Here is a 24,367-nt window from a genome sequence, read left to right as displayed (position 1 = left end):
AACCAAGCGTTGGGGGTACTGCTGGCTGCCAGCGCCATGGATAGGGCATTCTTGAGCAAACCGCATGACAGAGAAGGGGTTTCACGTTGCCTGAATCATTCGCGGATAGTCGTTTGCTGCAGCATCATTATGCTGTCGTGGCAGATGTGTTGTTCACGCTCAGTGCTGATGGTCAGCGCCTGATTGCCATGAATGCAGCGGCGGAACGCCTGCTGGGATATACGGTGCGGGATTTTCTCAAGCAGCCAGAGCTCTGGCTTTCGCTGGTGATCACCGCCGACCGGCAGCGATTGAGTGACTTTCGCGCCTCGATGGGGCGGGTCGAGCGCACGACGTATCGCATGCGCGACCGCAGCGGGCAGCTGTTGTTGCTCGAGGAATGTCTGTGGAGTTCCGGCGTGGGGCATCCGCTGTGTGGTCGAGTGACGGATATCACGCAGCGTGACAAGGCCAATGAGCAGGAGCAGCAGCTGGCGCGTGCCTATCGTCTGATGATGGTGCGCAGCCGTGACCCGATGGCGATCCTGCTGCTCAAGGATGAGAGCCTGGTGATCAGTCATGCCAACCCGGCCTGGCATCTCTATCACGATGCGGCCTGTGCGCATTCCCATCTCTCGCTTGAGCACCTCTACCTCCCTCATGTTCTGCGTAGCCTGGAGAGAGCCGAACCCTGGCAATGCGATATCAGTCTGTCGCTGCCGCGGGGGGAATCCAGATTGTCCGTGCAGATGGTCAGTCTGGGGCGCTCGCTCGCCGACGAGGGGCGTCAGGTGGCCGTGATGGCGCGCGACATCACCCAGGTACATCAACGTCTCGAGCATGTGATCGATCAACAGCAGCGTCTGGCGCGGCGGGTGGATGAGACGCCCGGCGCGCACTACGCGACCGCTGGTGAATGGCCGCCAGAGGAATTGGAGTATCTGTCGGCAGGCAGCGAGGCCCTCACTGGACTCTCGCATGACCTGCTGATGGCAAGCCCGGGTCTCTGGCAGGCCCGGTTGGCGCCGGATGAGCTGGCCATCTGTCAGCAGCGCTTTGATGAGGCCGTGCGGGAGCGCCATAGCCGTCTGAGTCTGTGTTACGCCTTCGTGCATGTGGATGGGCGCAAGCGCTATCTCCAGGATGACATGCAGTTGAGTTACTCTCCTGCGGGAGAGGTCACCGCCGTGCTCGGCAAGCTCAGTGATGTCACCCAGCGCGAAGCGCATCGGCGCCAATTGGACAACCTTGTCCAGCAGATGCGCGGCGTCGTCTTCCAGTGTCGCCTGAGCCGGGAGGGCGAGCTGCGTTATACCTACCTCTCGCCGGTCGCCTCGCAAGTGCTGGGGCTCGACCCGCAGGCCGTCATCGACGACCCCATGCTGCTGCTGGCGCGCATCGCGGGTCGCGAGCGTGAGCAGCTGCTCATGTCACTGCAGACCAGTGCCCAGCATCAATCGCCCTGGGAGGCGGAGATACGCTATCAGCATCCGGATGGTCAGGAGCGCAGGCTGGCGTGTGTCGGGCTGCCGCAAGTGATCGACTCCCCCGAGGGCGGCGTAATCTGGAATGGCTATTGTGACGATGCCACCGCTCGATACCGTATCGAGGATGAACTGCGCCAGAGCGAGGAGCGCTATCGCTTCATCCTCAACTCCGTCAGCGATCTGGTCAGCATCGAGGACTCCCACGGCATCTGTCAGTACATCAGCCCCTCGGTGGAAAAGCTCTGCGGCTATCGCCCGCAGGAGATCATCGGCCAGGAGATCAAGCAGCTGATCCATCCCGATGACATGCTGCGCATCGCGCAGGAGGTCCACCGTGCCGCCTGTCTCGGCGAGGTATTTCGAATCGACTTCAGGATTCAGCACAAGGCCGGGCATACGCTGTGGTTCGAGTCGATCTCGACGCCCTCGATGGACCCCGCCACCGGGCGTTATCAGCGCGTGCTGTCGGTGTCGCGCAACATTCATGAGCGCAAGCTGGTCGAACAGCGTCGCGAGCATGAGGCGATGACGGACGCCATGACCGGTGCCATGACCCGGGCCAGCTTCCTCGACACGCTCGACACCCTGCTGAGCTCGTCATCGCGGGAGCAGATGGCGTTGATCCTGTTTGATATCGACCACTTCAAGCGCGTCAATGACACTCACGGCCATGCGGCGGGCGATCAGGTGCTGATCAGTCTTGGCGAGGCGTGTCGTGCCCAGCTGCGGCGCGATGACTGCTTTGCGCGTCTGGGCGGCGAGGAGTTTGCCGTCCTGCTCACCGATGCCGGTACCGCCACCGGTGTCGGCATGGCCGAGCGCCTGCGACAGCAGATCGCGGCGCTGGAGGTGCGCTTCAAGTCGCTGACACTGCGCTGCACCATCAGCATGGGAGTGGCGACACCGCTGCCGGGGGAGACCCGGGATGGCTACCTGCACCGTGCCGATATGGCGCTCTACAGTGCCAAGCGCAGCGGCCGCGATCGGGTGGTGCTGGCATCGCAGTCCTTGAGCGAGGACAATTGAGCCAATACCGGTGATCAATCGGGCACACCTGCAGCCGGTGTCTCGGGTTGTGGATCGCGTCATGCAAGTGGATCACGTCATACAAGGAGTAGGCGATGCGAATGTTACGTGGCTGGTGCGCTGGCACCCTGTTGTTTGCACAGTCGGTATTTTCCGCCGGACAGGCCATGGCCGCCGAGGATGCACCGCTGGTCAATCGTCTCGAGGGGCCGCAGGTGGTGACGGAGACGGTGACCTATCGGGCCAATGGTGAGGAGCACGTAGGCCTGATCGCACGCGATGCCAAGGCGCAGGGGCGTCGACCCGGTATCCTGCTGGTACATGAGTGGTGGGGCTTGAACAGCTACGCCCGCAAGCGCGCCGAACAATTGGCGGGACTGGGCTACGTGGTCATGGCCGTCGACATGTATGGCGGTGGGCGCACGGCCGAGCACCCCAAGGAAGCCGGTGCCTTCTCCTCTGCGGTGATGAGTGACTGGCCGAAGGCGGAATCCAGCTTCAATTCGGCGTTGGCGGTGCTGCGCTCACGCCCGGAAGTCGATGGCGAGCGCATGGCGGCGATCGGCTACTGCTTCGGCGGTGCCGTGGTGCTCAACATGGCGCTGACCGGAGCACCGCTCAAGGCGGTCGTCAGCTTCCATGGCAGCCCGTCGATTGCCGTGACGGAGCCCGAGCCGTTTGCCGGCCGGGTCGTGATCCAGAATGGCGCGGCCGATACGCTGGTGCCGCAGGAGGATCTCGACAAGCTGGTCGCGACCTTCCAGTCTCTCGAGACGCGCACCACCCTGATCCAGTATCCGGGCGCCAAGCACGCCTTCACCAATCCGGAGTCGGATGCCAAGGCGGCCAAGTACGATCTGCCGCTGGGCTATGACGCGGCCGCGGATTCGGCTTCCTGGCAGGTCATGCTCAACCTGTTCAATGAGGTCTTCAAGACACCGAAGAAGTCCGTCAAGACCTGAGCCGTCAAGGCCTGAGCTGCAAGACCTGAGACGTCGAGACCTAGTCCGTCGGTACCGGTGCTGAAGGTGATCGACACGAAAAAGCCCGCCCGGGAAGTTTCCGGGCGGGCTTTTTCATGGGGCTTTTTCTAGCAGCTATTTCATGAGCCTGTTTCAAGGTCTCTGGCAGGAGGCCATGGCAAGGCGTTCAGCGATCGCTGAGCGTGCGCTTCAATCCAGCTCCTTGAGCGACAGCACCTGGTGCGCCAGACGAATCATGTCGGGGTCGCCGGTGTGTTTGCTCGAGACATCCGACAGCTTGATCACCGGCACCCACTCCTGACCCTCGGGGCGGGCTTCGGTCATCTTGATCACCATGTTCATCGGCTGCGGGCCGACATCATTGGTGAAGTTGGTGCCGATGCCGAATGACATGCCGATACGCCCGGCGCAATAGCGCACGATGCGATCGACCTTGTCGGTGTCCAGGCCATCGGAGAACACGATGGTCTTGGTCTTGGGGTCGATGCCCAGCGACTCATAGTGACGGATGGTGGTCTCGGCGAAGTCGATGGGGTCACCACTGTCGTGGCGCACGCCGTCAAACAGCTTGGCGAACTTCTTGTCGAAGCTCTTGAAGAAGGCCTGGCTGGTGAAGGTGTCAGACAGGGCGATTCCCAGGTCACCGCGATAGACCTTGACCCAGTTCTCCAGCGCCAGGATGTTGGCCATCTTGAAGCCGAAGCGCGCGGCATGAAACATGAACCACTCATGGGCGTGCGTGCCGATCGGCTTGATGCCGTGGCGCTGCGCCATGTGCACGTTGCTGGTGCCGATGAAGCAGCCGCGGCCGTGGTCCTTGAGACCCGCGACCACCTTGTCGTGCACATCGTAGGAGTGCCGACGACGAGTGCCGAATTCCGCCACGCGGATGCCGAGACGCTTGTAGTGCTCGATCTTGGCCAGGGTGCTGTCGCGCAGGGCCTGATCGCTGTCGCGTTGATCTCCGCCCAGCTGATACCAGAGCTCGCTGATCATCGCCATCAGCGGGACTTCCCACAGGATGGTGCGATACCAGTAGCCTTCGATATGCACTTCCAGCTCATCACCGGTCTGGGTGATGGTGATTTCGGAGGGATCGAAGCGGAAGCCCGCCAGGAAGTCGCGGTAGGTCGGGTCCAGGAAGGGGCAGTGAAGCTCGAGGAAGGATTTCTCTTCCACGCTCAATGCCAGTTCGGCCATGTTGTCTACCGCGATGCGCAAGGCCTCGCCGAACCCCGGCGGGAACGAATGCTCGCCACGGTTGATGAAGGCGTAGCGAGCACGCGCATACGGAAACAGTTTCACCACGGCGTTCTGCATGGTGAACTTGTAGAAATCATTATCGAGAATCGAGTACAACATCGAGGCTCGCTCAGTATCAAGGCGGCTCGGGGGAACCGGAATCGCTGGCAGGGCAGGCGCTGCGAGAGGCAGGCATGCCCCGCTGGCACGGGGAAGCAATGTCGACGCATTATCCGTGCAGGCGCGCTGCACGTTCAAGCGGGAGTGCCCAGGCGTAGGTCAGGTGCTGAAGGCCATGATGCCGAACATGGTCAGCATCATGCCGCCGAACATCAGCAGGCCGGCCAGCGACAGGGCGATCAGCAGATAGCCGAGAATCAGACCGGCCAGGGCCCAGCTGTCACCGGCTTCGCCACTGCGGCGGATCTGGCTGCGCGCAATGTGGCCACACACGACGCCGCCGAGTGCCGCAGGCGCGAGCAGGCAGCCGAGCACGCTCAGGGCGAAGGCGGCCACTGCCATGAGATTCGTACTGGCATGGGTGTCCTGCGCGGGCGGGGTCGGCGCATAGGGGCCTTGAGAGGGCCCTTGCGAGGACTCTTGAGCGCGCCCCTGGGGCTGTGAGCCGCCCGTGGACGTGTCGTCCGGCGGCGTGGGAGTCTCTGTCATGTGGGTCTCGTTGTCCTGCATCATGACGACACACTAGCATGTCCTGGGATGTGCGGCATGTCTGCACCAGCGGTGGGCATGGCAAGACTATGAGGAGAGTACGGTGACAGGGCAATGGCAGGCAGAGGATGAGGCGGCGACGGGGTCGGCAACAGACCAGCAGCAGGCTGCGAGCGCCGCAGATGCCGCACAGAAGCAGGGCTGGCGCCTGGAGGTGCTGGATTCCCTCGACGCCCTCACCGCCAGTGAATGGAATGCGCTGGCAGGCGATGACTATCCCTTTCTGCAGCATGCCTATCTGAGCGCGCTGGAAAGCTGTGGTGCGGCCAGCGCCGGCAGTGGTTGGCATCCTGCCCATCTGGTAGTGCGAGACGCCGACGGCCGCTTGCTGGCGGGGCTGCTGCGCTATCTCAAGCTGCACTCGCGTGGCGAATATGTGTTCGACCAGCAGTGGGCGGAGGCCCTGGAGCAGGCCGGTGGGCGCTATTATCCCAAGCAGTTGACTGCCGTGCCGTTCACTCCCAGCGATGGCCCACGCCTTGTCACCTCGCCACAGTTGACGTCGCCCGCAGCCCGGCGTGCCTTGCTTGAGTGGTTGTGGCCGCATCTCAAGGCCGGCATCGCACCCGCGGCTGAGCCGGGTAGTGCGCTGCGTCGTTATGAGCACAGCGGGTTTCATCTGCTGTTTGCCTCGGCACAGGAGCGGCAAGACTGGCAGGCGGCGATTCCGGAGCTGATTTCGCGTCCCGGGATGCAATATCACTGGCAGTCACGCGGCGAGCCGGACTTTGCCACCTGGCTTGAGAGTCTGCGCTCCAAACGGCGCAAGGAGATCCGTCGCGAGCGGCGCAAGGTCGCCGAGCAAGGCTTCACGCTGGCCAGGCTCGAGGGAGCGCAGATTGGCCCTGACGATATCGAGGCCTTCTACCGCTGCTACTGCATGACCTATCTCGAGCGCGGCCAGCGCCCTTATCTGCCGCTCGATTTCTTCCAGCAGCTCAGACGCAGCATGCCCGAGCGGTTGCTGCTGGTGCAGGCGCGTGATGAGCAGGGCGCGCCGGTGGCGGCAGCCTTGTGTCTGATCGGCAGTGATTGCCTGTATGGTCGTTGGTGGGGCAGCGAAGTCCATGCCGACTGTCTGCACTTCGAGGTCTGCTATTACCAGGGGCTCGAATTCTGCCTGCAGCGAGGGCTCAAGCGCTTCGATCCCGGCACCCAGGGTGAGCACAAGATCAGTCGCGGTTTCGCGGCGTATGCCACCGGGTCGCTGCATTGGCTGATGCATCCCGGGCTTCAGGAGGCGGTGGCAGAGGCGGTCGAGGAGGAGGCACGCTGGCTCAGCAAGGCGCGTCAGCAGGTGACGGCAATGCTGCCTTACCGGGAGCCCGCGCCCCAGCCAGCGCAGGAGCGATGACCCTCAGTCTCCGTCACTGCTATCCGCTGGCGGATTCTCCCGCGGAGTCAGAGGCAAGAAAGATTGCGAATAGAGCACTACACTGAGTTATATATGAATGCTCTAATCCAGAGGCGCCCATGCTGATCAAGGACTGCGATTCACGGGAATATGACCTGCTGGTGCTCGAGGTGCTGGCGCAGGATGCTGCGCTTGCCGCGCCCGAGCGCCACAAGGTGCTGGAGGCCCTGCGTGCGATACGTGCCCGTCAGGCGCGTCGCCGTGCGCTGGCAAGCCAGCTGGATGCCTTGTTGGGGACGCGGGATGATTGGGTGGTGCTGCATGATGTGCGGCTGGCGCAGGCAGAGGGCGTGATCGAGATCGATCACCTGCTGATCAACAGCCTCATGCAGGTCTGGGTGCTGGACGCCTCCTGTTTTGATCTGACGCTCTCGATCACTCCCTTCGGTGAGCTGTTGGCCTATGGCGGACGAGTCGCGCAGGGCGGCGAGACCCCCTCAGGCGAAGATGGTGTCATGGCACATGCCGTGACGCCGTGTCCCTTGCAGATGATCCCTGAGCGTAGCCGCGCCATCGTGCAATGGCTGGAGGCCTCCTCGTTGTTGCCTGTGCGCCTGGGGATGACCCTGCAGCCGCAATTGCGCTATCGCATCGTGGTGGCCGATGCGGCTCAGGTCAGTCGACCGCCGGAAGACATCGTCGACAGTCGTGCGCTGCTGTCCTTCGCGCGCCTCAAGCGTCAGTGCCTGCAGGTGAGCGGCAAGACCGCTTACGTGACACGGCTGCGCAGTTTTACCCACCGCCTCGATCAGCGCCGCCTGCGCCAGCTGGGGCGCGCCATCGCGACCCAGCATGTGGCCCCTAATACGGATTGGGTGGCGGAGCTGGGCCTGGCCGCTGACACGCGTGCGACGGATGGCGACGCTGCCACTCAGGTATCCCCGCTGGCCTATCTATGGCAACCGCCGCTATCGCCTGAAGAGCTGGCGCGGGCCTCAGGCGATAGCGCTGCCATGGCGGCAGAGTCCGATGACATGGAAGGGGCGTCGGATGACACGACGCTGGCGGTCCAGCGTGGCGTGACATCTACGGCTGCCCTGAAACGGCAGTGCGGTTTTGGGGGCCGAGGGCTCCAGGCCGCGCATTGGCAGCCCGGGCACCAGGCTCTGGATCATGATGGCCGAGAAGGCCCCGCTAGCCCGCAGGCGGCAGGCGAGCAGCCGGGGGCTGCGGCCGACAATCAGCAGGGCGCGTCTTCCGCCCAGTCGCAGGATGAGGAAGGCTTGCCGCGCTGCCAGGGCTGTCGGCGGTGGCTTTCCACCCAGAGTGTCGACTTATGTCGCCAGGCAGATCAGGCACGCGCGCTGGGCGGGCGCCTGCTCTGCAAACGCTGTCGCGACGGCTCATGCCTGTGAGGCAGCAGCACGGAGCTCTCCTCAAGTTCAGCCTTTCAGCTTCGGGCTTCTGTTCCAGCCCTCTGCCCTAGCCCTCTATCCTCCCAGCCTATGGCCCAGCACTTTGGCCCAGTCTGGCGTTCCAGGGCGTAGTGTGTGGCATGACGGGGCCCCAAGGCGTCAATTTTCTTTTCGACTTCTGATTGTTTTTCTCCAGTGCAATCAAGCAACTGCATCAACCAGGGCGTACAGACCAGTCGTTGCGATGTTTTTGATGTTGCAGTGCAACAAAGACTGTCTTATGCTGCGTTGCAGCGAGGATGGAACCTGGTCGATAGCACTATCTGACCGCGACGGCTTGATAGTGACGGCTTGATAATGATGGCTCGGTCACTACGGTGCACCAGCCCGGTTCAGTCCTGATAACCGAACGGAGCAACGCTCCGGTTCATTTCAGCGTGATGCCAATACCCTGGAGGGTGCCTACATGTTCAATGCCAACTTCGAGAAGTCCGCTCAGCAGTTCGACGATATGTTCCTGTCTCCGCTGCGTGCGTTCAGCGCTCTGAGCATCGATTACAGCGAGAAGCTGATCGGCGCACAGATGGAACTGACCAAGTCCTATGCTGATGCTTCCCTGACCCAGGCGCGTTCCATGCTCGAGATCAAGGACAGCGAAGGTCTGAAGAACTTCGTCAAGGAGCAGCAGGAAACCGTCAAGACTCTGGGCGAGAAGCTGCAGAACGACACCCAGAAAGTGGTCGAGCTGAACCAGGAATACGCCAAGAAAGGTCAGGAACTGGCAGAAAGCAACGCCAAGTCCGCCTCCGAGGCCATGCAGAAAGTCGCCAAGTAAGCGACTGCTGCCGACGCTCTCAGGCGAGCGTCCCCAACGCCCATCCGGTCTTCCGGGTGGGCGTTCGCGTGTCTGGAGTATTGCTGAGCAGGTGGGGAGGCGCGCGATGCTAGCGGCGAGCGCTGCCTTGGGCCACAATGACCTGCCACGCCGACGGTGATTGCCGGCGGCATTTATTCGATCAGTGACAGGTGATAGACATGGCACAGGCCACAGCGCGTCATATTCTCGTTTCCAGCGAAGAACAGTGTGCAGCTCTCAAGACCGAAATCGAGAACGGCCGCGATTTCGCTGATGCCGCTCGCGAGCACTCCTCCTGCCCGTCCGGCCGCAGTGGCGGCGACCTGGGTGCCTTCGGCCCGGGCATGATGGTCAAGGAATTCGACGAAGTCGTGTTCAGCGCCCCGATCAACACCGTGCAGGGCCCGGTGAAGACCCAGTTCGGTTATCACCTGCTGGAAGTTACCAGCCGCACGTGAGCCTTCTGTCACGCTCATGAGATGTCATGAGCGTTTGGCAGGATGTGACGAAAACGCCCCGGCCATCACTGGTCGGGGCGTTTTTTGTGGCTTAGAAAGTCAGCTTTCCTGTGTATCAGGCGCTCGCCTAGACCTCCTGATAGAGCTGGCTGCCTTCACGCTTGAACTTGTCGGCCTGCTCCTGCATGCCGGCCATCACGCTGTCGGCATCGCCGGTCAGGCCATGCTCATTGGCGTAATCACGCACTTCCTGGGTGATCTTCATCGAGCAGAACTTCGGCCCACACATGGAGCAGAAGTGGGCGACCTTGGCCGAGTCCTTGGGCAGCGTCTCGTCGTGGAAGCTGCGCGCGGTGTCCGGGTCCAGGCCGAGATTGAACTGGTCTTCCCAGCGGAACTCGAAGCGCGCCTTGGAGAGCGCATTGTCACGGCGTTGCGCGCCCGGGTGACCCTTGGCCAGATCGGCGGCATGTGCGGCGATCTTGTAGGTGATGATGCCGGTCTTGACGTCGTCCTTGTTGGGCAGGCCCAGGTGCTCCTTGGGGGTCACGTAGCAGAGCATGGCGCAGCCGAACCAGCCGATCATCGCGGCACCGATGCCGGAGGTGATGTGGTCGTAGCCCGGGGCGATGTCGGTGGTCAGCGGGCCGAGGGTGTAGAAGGGCGCCTCGTCACACTCGCTGAGCTGCTTGTCCATGTTCTCCTTGATCAGGTGCATCGGCACGTGACCCGGGCCCTCGATCATGACCTGGACATCGTGCTGCCAGGCGATCTTGGTCAGCTCGCCGAGCGTCTCGAGCTCACCGAACTGGGCGGCGTCATTGGCATCGGCCACCGAGCCCGGGCGCAGGCCATCGCCCAGTGACAGGCTGATGTCGTAGGCCTTGCAGATCTCGCAGATGTCCTCGAAGTGGCGATAGAGGAAGCTTTCCTCGTGATGCGCCAGACACCACTTGGCCATGATCGAGCCGCCGCGCGAGACGATGCCGGTCACGCGACTGGCGGTCAGCGGCACATAGCGCAGCAGGACGCCGGCGTGGATGGTGAAGTAATCGACGCCTTGCTCGGCCTGCTCGATCAGCGTGTCGCGGAAGATCTCCCAATCGAGGTTCTCGGCCACGCCATCGACCTTCTCCAGCGCCTGATAGATCGGCACCGTGCCGATGGGCACGGGAGAGTTGCGCAGAATCCATTCACGGGTCTCGTGGATGTTGGCGCCGGTCGAGAGATCCATCACGGTGTCGGAACCCCAGCGGATCGCCCAGGTCATCTTGTCGACCTCTTCCTCGATGGAGGAGGTGACCGCCGAGTTGCCCAGGTTGCCGTTGACCTTCACCAGGAAGTTGCGGCCGATGATCATCGGTTCGCTTTCCGGGTGATTGATGTTGGCGGGGATGATGGCGCGACCACGTGCGACTTCCTCGCGCACGAAGTCCGCGGTGATCTCCTCAGGCAGGTTGGCACCGAAGCTGTGACCCGGGTGCTGGTGACCGAGGATGGCCTCGACCGCTTCACTGCCTTGATATTCGTCGCGCAGCGCGATGCGACGCTGATTTTCGCGAATCGCGATGTATTCCATCTCCGGGGTGATGATGCCCTGGCGCGCATAGTGCAGCTGGGTGACATTCTTGCCCGGCAGGGCACGACGCGGGCGGTGGTCCAGCTCGAAGCGCAGTGACGACAGGCGCAGGTCGGCCTGGCGCACGCGGCCATATTCACTGCTCAGCTGATTGAGCTGTTCGGTATCACCGCGTTCCTCGATCCACTTCTCGCGCAGCGGCGCCAGACCCTGGCGGATGTCGATCTCGACCGCCGGATCGGTGTAGGGGCCGGAGGTATCGTAGACGACGATCGGGGGGTTCTCTTCCAGACCGCTGGAGGTCTGGGTCGGCGAGCAGCCGATCTCGCGCATGGGCACGCGGATGTCCGGGCGGGAGCCTTCGATATAGATCTTGCGCGAGCCGCTCAGCGGCGCGATGGCGGCGGCGTCGACCTGTGCTTCGCTGGCGAGGTGGCGGCTGCCATCCTTGCGACCGGCACGCGCGCGTGCCTTGGGGGCAGCATCAGGCTGCGAGCCGAGCGGTGACTCGGCGGCGTTGATGGCTTGCGGGTCTTGTGTCGTCGGGGCAGTGCTCATGCAGGTCTCCTCAAAGGGCGACGTCACGGCTGACGTCATCATGGGAAGACCGTGCGCAGGGAGAGGATGGTCGTCGCCGACTCCTTGCCAACAGGTGGCCCGGGAGCGAGGCGGCCGCGCGCAGCGGCTGGCCATCAGCTTGATTCCTACGCCGGTCCTAACCGGTTCAGGTTCCACGGGACCCCTTGCTGGCAAGCTCGCGCGTCAGGGCGGCGAAGCATGCATGCAGGATCTCAGCCGGTTCCACCGGCACCCCGTCAAGCGTGTTCAGATTTCAATGCGAGAGGGTGTTGCCCGAAGCGTCAGGCTTGCCCCGGGGAGCATTCTCGCATCCAGGCTCTGTTGGCCTGTCAGCCATGCCATCCGTGGAGGATGGCGTCATCCCGAGCGGCTCATGGCGAGCGCCGGGACGTCAGTCTGTGATGCCTCAAGCGCGATCGAGGCCCATCTGCCAGAAGTCGATCTCGAGTCGCGTGGCGTCCCGGAAGACATCGACCAGTTCACCCAGTCGGCGCTCCGAGACCTCCGAGAGACGCGCATCCAGCCATTCACGCTCGGCTTCGACGGCTTCCTTGAAGTCATCGCTTGAGTACATCGCGATCCAGTCCGCGTATGGATTGTTCTCGATCTCGGTGGTGTCCTGATCGAGCAGCCACTCGGCGATCTCGCCGTAGCCGATCAGGCAGGGCGCGAGCGCCACGTGAAGATCGAGCAGGTCGCCGCGCTGGCCGCAATCGAGCACGTAACGGGTATAGGCCAGGGTGGCGCGCGATTCCGGCAGCTCGCTCAGGTCATCCTCGCTGATGCCCCACTCGCTGCAGTAGCCGATATGCAGATCGAGCTCGGTATTGAGGATGGTGTCGAGACTGGCCGTGGCCTGACGCAGCTCCGCGAGGGTGCGGCTCTTGTAGGCGGCCAGCGCCCAGGCGCGCGCGAAGTGGATCAGGAACAGGTAGTCCTGCTGCAGGTAATGGCGGAAGGACTCCTCCGGCAGACGACCTTCGCCCAGTTGGCGAACGAAGTCGTGCTCGAGATAGTCACGCCATTCCTCGGCGCAGGCACTGGTCAGGTCGTTGAAACTAGGCATGACGCATCCCTCGGTGAGCGTGCTGACGACCCGTGATGGGGCGACAGGTCTCTGGCGCAAGCGTGGCCAGTACCGGAACAGGAGCAGGGGAAAAGCGGGGGAGGTGCCGACAGTCACCGTGAGAAAGTGGTGACGATATCGAGTGGCATCGCTTCGCGCTTGATCCCTACGCCGGTACTAGCCGGATCAGGTTCGGCGGGATCGTCATTCACGCAAGGACATTGCCTGCGCATGACATCTCAGCCGGTCTTACCGGCACCCCGTCAAGCTGTGACATATGAGTCACGATGCAGCGAGTGTAACAGCCCTGCAGCGCAGAAGAAGGGCAGTGTGAGCAAAAATGCATACGACTTTGGGAGGCATGTCGAACGTGTGAAGAGCCTCAAGCGGGCTTATTTATGGAAGCCTCAAGCGGCAATGTTGGCCATGAGTGCCGGCAGGTGGCGCGCCAGTCGCGCAAGGTCACGTGGCTCATCGACATCCCAGCTGACCGGCAGGCAAGCGGCCGTTCTCCCGGCCTTGGCCAGCAGCTCTAAAGTGTCCCGGCAGACATGGGCATGACTCCAGCGGGGCAGCAGAAAGGCTTGCGGGCAGGGCGCCTTGAGGCCGATCAAGCCATAGCCGCCATCGTCGGTGGGCTGCAGCACCGCGTCGTGAGTGCGCAGTCTATGGGCTGCCTCGCGCAGACGCTGGCTGTCCAGCGCCGGCAGGTCGGAGCCCATCAGCAACACCGGCCCCTCGGGCAGATGTCGGGCCATGGCCCGGGACATTCGCTCACCGAGCTCCCCCTGTGGCTGCGCCTCGAAGGTGAGGTCGGCAGAGGCATCGACAACGCTTCGCAGCCGGGCTTCCAGCGCTACCCGCAGAGCCGCCTGTTCAGGTGCCTGACTCGACGGCTCGGCAGAGGGCGTCAGCATCACCACTACCTTGCCGAGGCGCGCGGCGCAGGCGTGGTCAACGATATGGCTCAGCATCCGCGCATAGAGTCGAGCTGCGCCCTCGGGGCCGAGTGCGGGGATCAGGCGTGTCTTGCAGTGGCCGGCGATGGGCAGGCGACCGAAGATGATGAGAGTCGGGCGCACCTCTGACGCGGCATCAACTGTGGGCAAGGTAGGCAATGCCGTATCACGCATGGGGCATGCCGCGCTGCTCACAGGCCTGCGCTGCGGCGCGATAGCCGTAGAGGCGTGCCAGACGTGCAGGGGAGACGCCACACCAGGCCGCCAGCCGCAGTCCCCACATCTTGACGATGGTGCGCCAGACGCCATGGGTCTCCCAGCGCCGACCGCTGGTCGTGACGCGCGCCGTCAGGTTCATTGGCGGGGTCAGATGCTTGAGCTGGGCACTCAGCCAGACATCTTCCATCAGTGGCATGTCGGCAAAGCCGCCGATGGCCTCGAAGGTCGAGCGCTGCACGAACTGGGACTGGTCGCCCGTGCTGATGCTGGTCAGCCGCGAGCGCAGATTCATCATGGCGGCGATCATCGGTAACCACGGCGACTCGCCCTTGATGCTGACATCGAAGCGGCCCCAGTCGCTGCGGCGATGCGTCGTGACGGCCTCTTTCAGCAATGCCAGCGCATTGTCGGGCAAGTCGGTATCGGCATGCAGAAACAGCAGCCATTCTCCGCGTGCACGTGCAGCTCCGGCATTCATCTGGCGTGCCCGGCCCGGCTCACTGTTCAGCACGACATCACACAGCGGTCGGGCCAGTGAGGGGGTGTCATCCGTAGAGCCGCCATCCACCACGATCACTTCACAGTCACCCCCCGCGCGCAGGCGACTCAGGGCAATCAGGGTTTGCACGATGCCGGCTGCCTCGTCATGCACCGGCATCACGATGCTCAGCCAGGGAGCGCGCGTCAGGTGCGTGCATGTGCTCGACAGGGAGTCCCGGTTGGCGGGCGTCCGTGATGCTGGGGGTGGCGGCTGGTTCATGGCGGCAGGCTCCGACGATGGCGTATTCGTTGGATCATACGCAGGAGTTCGTAGGCTGGATGCACGGGCGAGAGACGCTCTCTCAACGCGTCATCGTTCATTAAACGCTTGGCGTCGACCCAGTGTCGCTCCATGGCCACACAATGCCTAGCTGGCCATTGGGTGCATGCGGGGATACAGGACTACATTTCTGTAATTCGAAGGCGGGGCATGCAAGGCAGGTCTCTGAGTCTGCAGCAGGCAAGCGCTGCATTCATAGGCCCTCTGCCAGACAGCTCCTGGAAAGAGAGCCGGAAGAGAGGGTTTGGAGAAGAGGGCTTGGAGAAGAGGGCTTGGAGAGGAGGGCTTGGAGAGAGGGCTTGGAGAGAGCGCGTGAATAAGGGCCAGGGCCTCGGTTATCAAAAGCCCGTTCTGCTGGAGGTCAGGCCATCAATCGAAGGTGAGGCGATAGAGGCCAGCCGCGCCGCTATCTGAGGTGAAGTACAGGCTGCCATCAGGGCCGAACAGGACATCGAGCGGGCGAATCCAGCGCTGACCGCTACTGCTGTCCTGCAGACCGGTCAGCACTGGCACCAGGCGTGCTGCAGTGTCTGGCGTCGCCAGCTTGAGGCCCAGCAGGCGAGGCTCACGGCGGCTGGCCGGGTCACCCGCGGCGTTGCCGGAGGGCGCCGTGCCCCAGCTGCCGTGGACTGCCACCACGACATCCATGTCTGCAGCCAATGGATGCTCTGGCGGTACCACCGCGATTCCCATCGGTGCACTGCGAGCGGGGATCTCGGCCAGCGGCGGCGCAATCTCGTCACGCTCACGCGGTGAATCGCTCGTGATGCAATCATCCGCCTGCCAGCGGCCATCGACCCACTGATACCAGGGCATGCCATGGAAGCTGCCTTCGCGGGCAGCAACCACCAGCTCGCGAGGTTGCTCATAGCCCCAGTGGTCGGGGCCGTTGTTGGTGGCCAGCAGACGCGGCTCATCTTCCATGCCCAGCTGCCAGGCGAGGCCTACCGGGTTGCGCAGCCCGCTGGCCCAGGGCTGCCAGTGCGGGGCATCGCCGGATTCCTCAAGGCGCAGCACGCCACCGCGGCGTTCACTGAAGGAGTAGCCCTGCTCGCTGCCTGCAAGGTATTGATTCGAGCAATTGCCCTGGATGCCCAGCGCCAGATAGAGGCCACCATCTGGCCCGAGACTCAAGGTGCGCGAGTTGTGGCCACCGCCGCCGGGCAGGGCGATCAGCTCACGAAAGTCATCGCGGGTGAGAGCCTCGCCGGGTGAATAGTCGGCGACCAGCAAGGCGGCGGTGGTCGCGACATAGAGCTTGTCACTGCGCACCACCAGCGAGTGAGGGTAGCCCGACAGTTCAACCAGCGTCTTCACGGCAGAGAGGTTGCCGTCCGGCGTCAGCTGAGCGCGATAGACACGCTCGGCCCGCGAACCGATCAGCAGCTCGCCAGCATCAGTGAGGTGCAGCATGCGTGGGCTGTCGAGCGAGGCCAGCCGTTCGAGCGTGGCGCCCTCAGGCAGCTTGAGCGCTGGGGCATCACTGGGCACTTGCTGAGCGCTCACCAACAACAGTGAAGAAGTGCCTGTCTCTGCCTGGACCGGCAGAGACAATGCGAGACAGGCCGCCGCGGCACTTGCGACCAGACGTGCCGTCACTCTTGTTGCCACACTTGTCGCCAAGCCTGTCATCAGGCGTGCCGGCTCCGCCCGGGACAGTGAGGGACGACGGGGCGATGCGCTTGTGAGGTGAGCGGTGTGAGTCTCGATCGGCATCCTTGCCTCCTGTCATTGAGCCATGCGCATTCAGTCTGGGAGCTGATGGCCTGATGTGCCAGTGCTGCCCTCAGCCGCGCTTGCTGGCCTTGCGGCGATGCTTGAAATAGCGGCGCCAGCCCTTGAGCGAGAAGAAGGAATAGGTGCGCGCATAGAAGCGGGATTCCTGCCAGCCCGGTTGTTGCTCCATTTCCTGCGGGCTCTTGCGCCAGCGCTTGTATTCCCACTGATACTGAGCCGGCGCCAAGGCGATCGCCGCTTCCACCGAGGCATTCACCCCGCGTGCCGAGGCGACTTCCTCTTCGCAATAGACTCCCTCATCCGCAGCGAGGAAGTGGATGGCGAAGCCATGGCCGTCTTCCAGACGCTGGGCGACACCGGTGACGACGCGCGCATCGGTTCTCGCCACCAGCTTGGGCAGCAGGGTGGCGGTATAGGCGGGGCGGCCATAGAAGTCGGCGAAGACGCCGCTGCCACGGCCCGGCTCCTGATCCGGCAGTATGCCGATCGCTTCGGCGCGCTTGAGTGCCTTGAGCAAGGCGGCCACGCCGCGCGAGTTGGTGGGCACCAGGCTCGCGCCCATGCGTTCACGACCATTGCGGATGATCGGGTCGAGGCGCTCGAACTTGGGCGGCTCGTACATGGCGGTGAACGGGAAGTGGCTGGAGAGCCAGAAATTGAGCACTTCCCAGTTGCCGAAGTGCGGCGCCAGCACGATGACACCGCGCCCCTCGGCGCGCGCCTCGTCGAGCAGGTTGCGGCCGTGGACCTCGAGAATCGAATCGCGCACGGCGTCTTCATCGCCCAGCCACACCTTGCCCAGTTCCAGCATGGTGGCGGTGGAATGCGCGAGGCTGTCGCTTGCCAGACGCGCGCGCGCCTGCCTGTCGAGCTGCGGGAAGGCCTGGCCAAGATTCTGGCGCGTGACCCGGCGCTCGCGGGGATTGCACAGCTGCACCACACGCGCCAACGGGCGCGCCAGCCACCAGAGCTGGCGGGTGCTGAGCCCGGACAGTCGTTGCCACAGACAGGCCACGGAGTTGGCCTTGAGAGGAGTCAGGCGCTGTTCCATGGCCTGTTCGAACCGCTTGAGAGTCTTGTCCATCGTCACACGTGAAGTTCCGGTGGTCTGGCGTGAAAGATCGCGCCTGTCTGACGCGAAGGCAGGCGCCGTGACATCGTCAGGTGTCGCGGTGCCGCACTCGAATGATACTCATTGTGCCAGAGGGGGGCGGTGCCTGCAGGCTCCATCGTGGCAGGCGCCAGACACTGGCGCGGGGTATCATTCAGCACTCAGACAGTCGCCACCTTCGATACGTTCACCTGCTGCGGAATTGCCCGTGCCGCCGCGGTGTCGCGTGTGGCGCCGAGTTGTCACCGCCAGCCGTGTGGTGACGTCGACCCTCATCGCCAGTGTCCCTTGCCGCGGAGCCCTGATGTCAGCCCCTGATTCCCTCGTTCCCTATCCGCCTGCGGATACTGTCTGCCCGCTGTGTGAGACGTCCCAGAGCCAGCATGTACTGCACCTGGTACAGCGGCGCAGGTCGTGCCCCGATACCGGTCAGCGACCGCCCGCCGACGAGCGCGATTACCTGCGCTGCCCGGAATGTCATCTGCTGTATCTGGCGCCGTCCCAGCGTCTGGATGCCAGGGCAGAGCAGGATATCTACGACCAGCACGAGAATGACCCGGCAGACCCGCGCTATCGAAGCTTCCTGGCCAAGCTCTTCACGCCGATGTGCGAGCGGCTCGCGGCCGGTGCCAGCGGGCTCGATTTTGGCTGTGGGCCGGGGCCTGCCCTGGCGCAGATGTTCGAGGAGGCGGGCCATCCGATGGCGCTGCACGACCTCTATTATCATCCAAACCCGGCAGCGCTCACCCGCCAGCATGACTTCATCGTCAGTACCGAGGTGATCGAGCATCTCTACGCGCCGGGCGAGGTCTTCCGCCAGTGGTTGCGCTGCCTCAAGCCCGGCGGTCTGCTGGGGGTGATGACGCAGCCCGCCTCGGATGACCCGGAAGCGCTCAGGCGCTGGCACTACCTGCGTGATCCGACGCATGTGTGCCTGTTCAGCCCGGCGACCTTTGCCTGGCTTGCGCGCACGCACGGACTCGAGCTTGAGCAGGTCGCCAACGACAGCGTCATCTTCCGCGTGCCCCAACCCGCCTGACAAGAGCGCGGGGCAGGGCATGGATAGGGCGTGGGACAGGGCATGGATAGGGCGCTGGACAGGGCGCAGCGACACCCAAGACGATATTGTCGCCAAATGACGCAAAAAGGCTTGGATTTGGCGCGGACTGTCACTATATTGCCCGCGCCTTGACGTATTCTCGCAGGGCAAATTCCCCCTCCCGACGATATCCGCACCTTGCGGCATTGGCTGATCGCTGACTGGCGGCCGGCCGAGGATCTGGTCATGCCCCGTCATCTGCTGTTGATGTCCCTTGCGCCCCTGCTCGGCCTTGCCTTGCTGGGGATCGGTAACGCCATGCTGACCTCGCTGGTCCCGTTGCGGCTGTCTGCCGCCGGCGTCTCGAGCGAGGCGATCGGCCTGATCAGCTCGGCCTACTATCTGGGCCTCGGGCTCGGCGCGCTGGTCAACGACCGCCTGCTACTGCGCATCGGCCATATCCGCGCCTATGCCGGCTTCGCCTCGCTGGTGGCGGTCGCGGCGCTGGCCATGGGGCTGGGCGATCACCCGGTGGTGTGGTTCCTGCTGCGCATGATGATCGGCTGGTCGCTGGTCGGGGTGTATCTGGTCATCGAGAGCTGGCTGCTGAGCGCCGCCGACCCCGCCGTGCGCGGGCGTCTGCTGGCGCTTTACATGATCGTGCTCTATGGCGCGGGGGTGCTCGGTCAGCTGCTGCTGGGCGTGACCGCCATGCTGAGCCTCGAGGCGGCCTTCATGCTGGTGGCGATGCTGGCGGCGGCCTCGGTATTGCCGCTGGTGCTGCTGCCGCGCGTCTCGCCGCTGATCGAACAGTCCGAGCCCTTGAGTCCGTGGCGGCTGATTCGCATCACGCCGACGGGCGTGTTCGGCTGTCTGGCCTCGGGACTGGTGGTGGCGGTCATCTATAGCCTGCTGCCTCTGGCACTGGGCGATGGCGGCACCCTGAGCACCGCGGAGATCGGTCAGCGCATGGCGCTGGTGATTCTCGGCGGCATGCTGCTGCAGTACCCCATCGGCCGCTGGTCTGACAGCCACGATCGCCAGCAGGTGCTGATCATCCTGTCGATCGCCATCGTCGGCTTCGCCGCCTTGCTGATGGGGCCGGCGCGCGAGGGTATCGCCCAGCTGACGGTGCTGTTCCTGCTCGGCGGCGCCGCCTTCACGCTCTATCCGGTGGCGGTCAGCCACGCCGCCGACCGTGCGCCCGCCGGTGCCCTGGTGCGCATGAGTCAGGGCCTGCTGTTGATCAACGCGGTGGGGTCGACCCTGTCACCGCCGGCGGTATCGCTGCCGATGGCCGAGATGGGCGCGATGCCCGGCATGGCACTGAGTCTGGCGGTGATGGGTGGCGGCATGCTGCTCTTCTTCGTCTGGCGACGCGTGATGCGTCCGGCGCCGCAGCCGTTGGCGCCCTTCGAGACCCATGCCCCGCAGACACCGCTGGGCACCGAGCTTGCGGTCGGGCCTGAACTGGTCGAGGCCGCCGAGGACCACCTGCGTGACGCCGAGGCCGATGACCCGCTGGTCGAGGTCACGCGTGAGCTGGTCGCTGACATGCCGGAGCTGATCACGGATACCTCGCTGGACAGCCTCGAGGAGATCGAGGTCAAGGAGGAACAGGCGCTGCACGACGAGCAGGCCTTGGATGACGAGCAGTCATTGCAGGACGCGCAGCGCCAAGTGCCGCCACGCGATGACACGCCGCTGGCGCGCGACTGAGGGACGCTGGCGCGGCGCTGTCCAGACCTGTCTGGCCGGGCCTTCCCGCCCGGGAATCAGCGTGCGGGATCGACCAGGTTGCCCTGTGAGCTGTTGCGCCGGAACCAGCCGGTGACACTGGCGCGTGCCTGATGCGTCGGCAGCACCTCATGGGGGATCTGCTCGGAGAGGAAGCACACGAAGGTGCCGGCCTCGGGGGTGACGCGTGCCATTTCGCGGCTGTCATCCTCGGGGTCGTAGAGCACGATCTCGCCGCCGCCATCGCGCGGCCAGTCCTCATTGAGATAGAGCACGCTGGAGATCAGGCGATTGCCGCGGCCGCGAAAACTGTCGAGATGCTTCTTGTAGAAGCTGCCGACCGGATAGTGGGCGAAATGGGCCTCATATTCGAACAGCCCCAGATAGAGGGCACGGTTGAGCTCATCCTTGAGCACGTTCATCGCTTCCAGATAGGCGCGCTGGGCGCGTGAATTACGGTCCAGCCAGCGAATCGCGTCGCCGCGGATGTCCGGGCGCAGATCATGCTCGCGTCCGCGCCCGATACCCGCCGCCATCAATTGCTGCCGCGTCTCAAGCTCCGTCAGTTCGTCATTGAGCTGACGGATGACCTGACGCGGCAGGAAGTCGGGGCGCACGCTGTAGCCATGCTCGACCAGTTCATCGATCAGCAGGTTCAGCGCGACAGGGTCCAGCAGTGGGGCGGGTGCAGGTGCAGCGGGCATCAGGCGCTCCGAACGGGAAGTGGCGTGGCATCGTGGGCGAGGAGTTATAGTCCAGTGCCATTGTCGGTGCAATATCGTCGGGGCAATGGCAGCGGTGCAATGCCATCAGGGCGATGCCATCCGGGCGATGACATCAGGGGAATGGCGAGCCGCTCGGCGGGAACACACCTTGTCTGGTTCAGCTGCTCAGGAGCTCAGGAACTCAGGAGTTCAGGGCCTTGAGGTTCAGGGCCGAGGCGGCACCGGGCGCGGCGGCAGATGGCGCAGCGGGGCACCAGGCGGTGGCGCTGCCTTGAGGCTCACGGCATGGCCGAAGCCGATGGCCATCAGTTCGACCAGCATCATCGAGGACAGCCCCCACAGCACCTGGTCGGCCACGCGATAGCTGGGCACGTACCAGGTCTCGTCACCGACGGTGATCACGTCGGTATGCTCGCGCTCGTCCTTGAGCAACATGCTCAGCGGCATCTCGAAGATCTGCTCGATCTCGCCGGGGTCTGCGCGCAGCGGCAGGTCAGCGGGAATGCGCCCGACAAAGGGCGTGACGCGCATGCCGTGCAGGGAAATCACGTCGCTCAGCTGGCCGAAGACCTCCACGGCGCTGGGCGGCAGCGCGACCTCTTCCTCGGCTTCGCGCAGCGCGGTGGCCAACAGATTGCTATCATCGGGTTCGGCCTTGCCGCCGGGGAAGGCCACCTGGCCGGGGTGCTGGCTGAGATGGCTGGCACGCCGCGTCAAAAGCAGCGTCGGTTCGGGACGATCGATCAGCGCGATCAGGACGGCGGCGCGTGGTAGCTGGTGGTCAGTCGCAAGGGGTTGATGTGCTTGCAGGCGTTGGCGCAGGGCTTCTAGCATGTCGTTTCCTCGTAGGCATTCATCATGTGGCGCGAGGGTCCTGGCGGTCAAGGCGACTGCCATGCCGCTGGGCCCACCGCGCAGCGAGGAAGCGGAGACGGGATGTCACTGAAGGGCGCCTTGAGATTTCATGGGAGAGCGAATGAATTATTGCAGTCACTGTGGTGAAACGGTGCGTCTGGCAGTGCCGCAGGGCGATGATCGTCTGCGCTACCTGTGTGATAGCTGCGGCACCATCCATTATCAGAATCCGCGCATCATCGCGGGCACCCTGCCGGTGCGGGATGGCAAGGTGTTGCTCTGTCGGCGTGCCATCGAGCCGCGCCTGGGCTATTGGACCCTGCCGGCCGGCTTCATGGAGAACGCCGAGACCACCAGCGACGCCGCTGCCCGCGAGACGCGGGAAGAAGCCGGCGCCGAGGTCAAGCTGCAGGGGCTCTATACGTTGATCGACCTGCCGCACATCAATCAGGTCTACATGCTGTTTCGGGCCGAGCTGATCAGCGACTACTCGGCGGGCGTCGAGAGTCTCGAGGTGGCGCTGTTCGCCGAGGAGGAGGTCCCCTGGCAGTCGCTGGCCTTCCCGACCATGGAAGTGACGCTGCGCCGCTACTTCGAGGACCGCCGCCACGGCGAGGGTGACGAGCATTTCCCGCTGCATCTCGAGCAGATCGACCTGGAAACCCGCGAGCACTTCTTCAACACCACCTTCCTGCCCGCGAGCTAGATCGTCTGGCCATTGCTGACCTCGCGTGCCTCGTTCTTCGGGGTGCGCGGGGTCAGAACGTTTCCAGTCGCCAGCAATCGAAGGCGACTTCTTCATAGGGGTGGGCGTCGCGCAGCGCCGCCACGGCAGCGGCGATGAGCGAATCGTCACATACCAGCTCTATCTTCAGTTCGGCGACGCGCTCCAGCGTGCCGCAGGCCCCGATATGCGGATTGGCGCTGGCCAGTGGCCGAAACTGGCCGGTGCCGCGTGTCTCGAAGCAGCAGGCCTCGTAGTCGCCGATGCGCCCTGCACCGGTGGCGAAGACGGCTTCCTTGACGTGTTCGGCGTCATTCTCCGGGACGAAGAACGCAAGCTTGTACATCGGATGACTCCTGGCAGAAGGGTGAGAGGGCGCTGTCATCAGGTGGCCCTGATCGACAGGGGTGCGTCAAGCGTGGCAACGGATGCTGGCAGTGCCTGCGTCACGCTCCCGGATGATGGCATAATGCGCGCTGCAACGGCCAAGGACATCGCCATGCTCAAATGGATCAATATCTCACTGCTGCTGCTGCTGGCACTGCTCCAGTATCGGCTGTGGTGGGGCGAAAATGGCATCACCGAATTATTCGATATTCGCGCACGCGTGCAGCAGCTTTCCAAGGAAGATGCGGTGCTGGACAACCGCAATCAGCGACTCGGTGCGGAAGTGGTCGACCTCAAGAATGGTCTGGCGGCCATCGAGGAGCGTGCACGCAATGACCTCGGCATGGTGCGCAAGGACGAGCAGTTCCTGTGGGTGCCCAATGTCGCGGTACCGGAACGCAAGGCGCCATCACCCGATGAAGTGGCGGACGGTGCGCTGGAGGGCAAGGGCCTGGAAGGCGGGCTGCCCAAGGTGATCACGCCATGATGCCGACAGACGCCTCGCGCGAGCCCCGTCTGTGGTATCTGGTGCCGGCCGCCGGCGTGGGCAGTCGCATGCAGGCCGACCGCCCCAAGCAGTATCTGGAGCTGTCGCCCGGCGGCTGCGTGCTGGAGGCGACGCTGGCGACGCTCAAGCGCGCGCTGCCTGAGGCAGGGCTCTGTCTGGTGCTGGGCGCCGATGATGGCTATTTCTCGCCGTCGATGGTGCCGTGGCAGGACTGGCTGCGCGCCGATGGCGGCAGCGAGCGTGCCGACAGCGTGCTGGCGGGTCTGGATTGCCTGAGCCGCCACGCCCATGACGATGACCTCGTGCTGGTGCACGATGTCGCGCGTCCCTGCGTTCGCGAAGCCGATATCCATGCGCTGGTCGCGACCGCTCGTCGCAGTGCCGATGGCGCCATCCTGGCGGCCCCCGCCAGTGACACCATGAAGCGCGCCGCGCCGGCCGGCGACTCCCGCCCGCATGGCGATGGCGATGAAGAGCGTGCGCCGAGCATCGCGCACACCGAATCCCGCGTCGGCCTGTGGCATGCCTTCACGCCGCAGGCCTTCCCGCTGGGCCTGTTGCGACGGGCGCTGCGTGAAGCGCTTGGGGAGAACCCCGCGCTCATCACGGATGAGGCCTCGGCACTGGAGGCCTGTGGCCGTGCCCCCGTGCTGGTCGCCGCCGCCCGCGACAATCTCAAGATCACCCATCCGGAAGACCTCGCCATGGCGCGCCTGCTGCTGGCCGCGCGCGAGGCGCTTCCCGATAGCCCCCGGACGTCTGCCTGACATGACTGAGCAATCTGCAACACCCG

At 64.1% G+C, this 24,367-nt stretch carries 22 protein-coding genes and 2 riboswitches; of the genes, 11 read left to right on the top strand and 11 right to left on the bottom strand.

Going from position 1 to position 24,367, the window contains the following annotated elements:
• Positions 1-137 precede the first annotated feature (137 nt).
• Both QD356_RS12110 and QD356_RS12105 read left to right on the top strand, forming a co-directional pair.
• Complete coding sequence (locus QD356_RS12110) at positions 138-2,492, top strand: PAS domain-containing protein (RefSeq protein WP_279877947.1); 2,355 nt, start codon at positions 138-140, stop codon at positions 2,490-2,492.
• A gap of 95 nt (positions 2,493-2,587) precedes the next feature.
• Complete coding sequence (locus QD356_RS12105) at positions 2,588-3,454, top strand: dienelactone hydrolase family protein (RefSeq protein WP_064503214.1); 867 nt, start codon at positions 2,588-2,590, stop codon at positions 3,452-3,454.
• Positions 3,455-3,664: 210 nt separating this feature from the next.
• Here the strand turns inward: QD356_RS12105 and pncB are convergent, their stop codons facing one another.
• The gene (gene pncB, locus QD356_RS12100; protein ID WP_043331412.1) at positions 3,665-4,837 is read right to left on the bottom strand and encodes a nicotinate phosphoribosyltransferase; all 1,173 of its coding nucleotides are present in this window, start codon (positions 4,835-4,837) and stop codon (positions 3,665-3,667) included.
• A 159-nt stretch (positions 4,838-4,996) separates the two neighbouring features.
• Positions 4,997-5,386 (bottom strand): DUF4190 domain-containing protein, encoded by a 390-nt coding sequence (locus tag QD356_RS12095; protein WP_225996305.1) that lies wholly within the window; start codon positions 5,384-5,386, stop codon positions 4,997-4,999.
• A 103-nt stretch (positions 5,387-5,489) separates the two neighbouring features.
• Between QD356_RS12095 and QD356_RS12090 the strand changes: the two genes are divergently transcribed.
• The 4 genes from QD356_RS12090 to QD356_RS12075 all read left to right on the top strand — a co-directional run bounded on the left by QD356_RS12090 (position 5,490) and on the right by QD356_RS12075 (position 9,529).
• Positions 5,490-6,800, top strand: a complete 1,311-nt coding sequence (locus QD356_RS12090) for a GNAT family N-acetyltransferase (RefSeq protein WP_279877943.1) — start codon at positions 5,490-5,492, stop codon at positions 6,798-6,800.
• A gap of 119 nt (positions 6,801-6,919) precedes the next feature.
• Positions 6,920-8,215 carry a nuclease-related domain-containing protein gene (locus QD356_RS12085; RefSeq protein ID WP_192837513.1) on the top strand — a complete coding sequence of 432 codons (1,296 nt, stop codon included), beginning with the start codon at positions 6,920-6,922 and terminating at the stop codon, positions 8,213-8,215.
• 466 nt (positions 8,216-8,681) lie between these two features.
• Positions 8,682-9,050 (top strand): phasin family protein, encoded by a 369-nt coding sequence (locus QD356_RS12080; protein WP_043331409.1) that lies wholly within the window; start codon positions 8,682-8,684, stop codon positions 9,048-9,050.
• Positions 9,051-9,250: 200 nt separating this feature from the next.
• On the top strand, positions 9,251-9,529 hold the full coding sequence (locus QD356_RS12075; protein WP_043331408.1) for a peptidylprolyl isomerase: 279 nt from the start codon (positions 9,251-9,253) through the stop codon (positions 9,527-9,529).
• Between the two features lie 127 nt (positions 9,530-9,656).
• Here the strand turns inward: QD356_RS12075 and thiC are convergent, their stop codons facing one another.
• The 6 genes from thiC to QD356_RS12045 all read right to left on the bottom strand — a co-directional run bounded on the left by thiC (position 9,657) and on the right by QD356_RS12045 (position 17,572).
• Entirely contained in the window at positions 9,657-11,666 is a 2,010-nt protein-coding gene (gene thiC, locus QD356_RS12070) for a phosphomethylpyrimidine synthase ThiC (protein ID WP_192837514.1), read from the bottom strand.
• A gap of 126 nt (positions 11,667-11,792) precedes the next feature.
• Positions 11,793-11,933, bottom strand: a riboswitch (TPP riboswitch).
• A 160-nt stretch (positions 11,934-12,093) separates the two neighbouring features.
• Positions 12,094-12,753 carry a thiaminase II gene (tenA, locus tag QD356_RS12065; RefSeq protein WP_043331406.1) on the bottom strand — a complete coding sequence of 220 codons (660 nt, stop codon included), beginning with the start codon at positions 12,751-12,753 and terminating at the stop codon, positions 12,094-12,096.
• A 146-nt stretch (positions 12,754-12,899) separates the two neighbouring features.
• A riboswitch (TPP riboswitch) is annotated at positions 12,900-13,026 on the bottom strand.
• Positions 13,027-13,160: 134 nt separating this feature from the next.
• The gene (locus QD356_RS12060; RefSeq protein ID WP_192837515.1) at positions 13,161-13,862 is read right to left on the bottom strand and encodes a TIGR04282 family arsenosugar biosynthesis glycosyltransferase; all 702 of its coding nucleotides are present in this window, start codon (positions 13,860-13,862) and stop codon (positions 13,161-13,163) included.
• Positions 13,863-13,878: 16 nt separating this feature from the next.
• Complete coding sequence (locus QD356_RS12055) at positions 13,879-14,589, bottom strand: TIGR04283 family arsenosugar biosynthesis glycosyltransferase (RefSeq protein WP_225996306.1); 711 nt, start codon at positions 14,587-14,589, stop codon at positions 13,879-13,881.
• Between the two features lie 531 nt (positions 14,590-15,120).
• A complete protein-coding gene (locus tag QD356_RS12050) occupies positions 15,121-16,467 on the bottom strand; it encodes a sugar dehydrogenase (RefSeq protein ID WP_192837517.1) in 1,347 nt (448 codons plus the stop codon).
• A 70-nt stretch (positions 16,468-16,537) separates the two neighbouring features.
• On the bottom strand, positions 16,538-17,572 hold the full coding sequence (locus QD356_RS12045) for a lysophospholipid acyltransferase family protein (protein WP_225996307.1): 1,035 nt from the start codon (positions 17,570-17,572) through the stop codon (positions 16,538-16,540).
• A 331-nt stretch (positions 17,573-17,903) separates the two neighbouring features.
• On the opposite strand from QD356_RS12045, the gene QD356_RS12040 reads away from it, so the two are divergent.
• The gene (locus QD356_RS12040; protein WP_192837518.1) at positions 17,904-18,638 is read left to right on the top strand and encodes a class I SAM-dependent methyltransferase; all 735 of its coding nucleotides are present in this window, start codon (positions 17,904-17,906) and stop codon (positions 18,636-18,638) included.
• A gap of 246 nt (positions 18,639-18,884) precedes the next feature.
• Positions 18,885-20,357, top strand: a complete 1,473-nt coding sequence (locus QD356_RS12035; RefSeq protein WP_192837519.1) for an MFS transporter — start codon at positions 18,885-18,887, stop codon at positions 20,355-20,357.
• Between the two features lie 56 nt (positions 20,358-20,413).
• On the opposite strand, the gene QD356_RS12030 is transcribed toward QD356_RS12035, so the two are convergent.
• The gene (locus tag QD356_RS12030) at positions 20,414-21,079 is read right to left on the bottom strand and encodes a 2OG-Fe(II) oxygenase (RefSeq protein WP_192837520.1); all 666 of its coding nucleotides are present in this window, start codon (positions 21,077-21,079) and stop codon (positions 20,414-20,416) included.
• Positions 21,080-21,304: 225 nt separating this feature from the next.
• Positions 21,305-21,934: a CoA pyrophosphatase gene (locus QD356_RS12025; RefSeq protein ID WP_054555561.1), complete on the bottom strand. Its 630-nt coding sequence runs from the start codon at positions 21,932-21,934 to the stop codon at positions 21,305-21,307.
• Between the two features lie 142 nt (positions 21,935-22,076).
• Between QD356_RS12025 and QD356_RS12020 the strand changes: the two genes are divergently transcribed.
• Entirely contained in the window at positions 22,077-22,661 is a 585-nt protein-coding gene (locus QD356_RS12020) for an NUDIX hydrolase (RefSeq protein WP_054555560.1), read from the top strand.
• A gap of 52 nt (positions 22,662-22,713) precedes the next feature.
• On the opposite strand, the gene QD356_RS12015 is transcribed toward QD356_RS12020, so the two are convergent.
• The gene (locus tag QD356_RS12015) at positions 22,714-23,025 is read right to left on the bottom strand and encodes an NGG1p interacting factor NIF3 (protein WP_192837521.1); all 312 of its coding nucleotides are present in this window, start codon (positions 23,023-23,025) and stop codon (positions 22,714-22,716) included.
• A gap of 153 nt (positions 23,026-23,178) precedes the next feature.
• On the opposite strand from QD356_RS12015, the gene ftsB reads away from it, so the two are divergent.
• Complete coding sequence (ftsB, locus tag QD356_RS12010; protein ID WP_054555736.1) at positions 23,179-23,553, top strand: cell division protein FtsB; 375 nt, start codon at positions 23,179-23,181, stop codon at positions 23,551-23,553.
• On the top strand, positions 23,550-24,341 hold the full coding sequence (locus QD356_RS12005; protein WP_225996308.1) for a 2-C-methyl-D-erythritol 4-phosphate cytidylyltransferase: 792 nt from the start codon (positions 23,550-23,552) through the stop codon (positions 24,339-24,341). The genes ftsB and QD356_RS12005 overlap by 4 nt, the downstream gene beginning before the upstream one ends.
• The last annotated feature ends 26 nt before the right edge of the window (positions 24,342-24,367 follow it).

The sequence above is a fragment of the Cobetia sp. 2AS genome, assembly GCF_029846355.1.
Lineage (GTDB): Bacteria > Pseudomonadota > Gammaproteobacteria > Pseudomonadales > Halomonadaceae > Cobetia > Cobetia amphilecti.
This window is presented reverse-complemented; position numbering and strand designations above follow the sequence as displayed.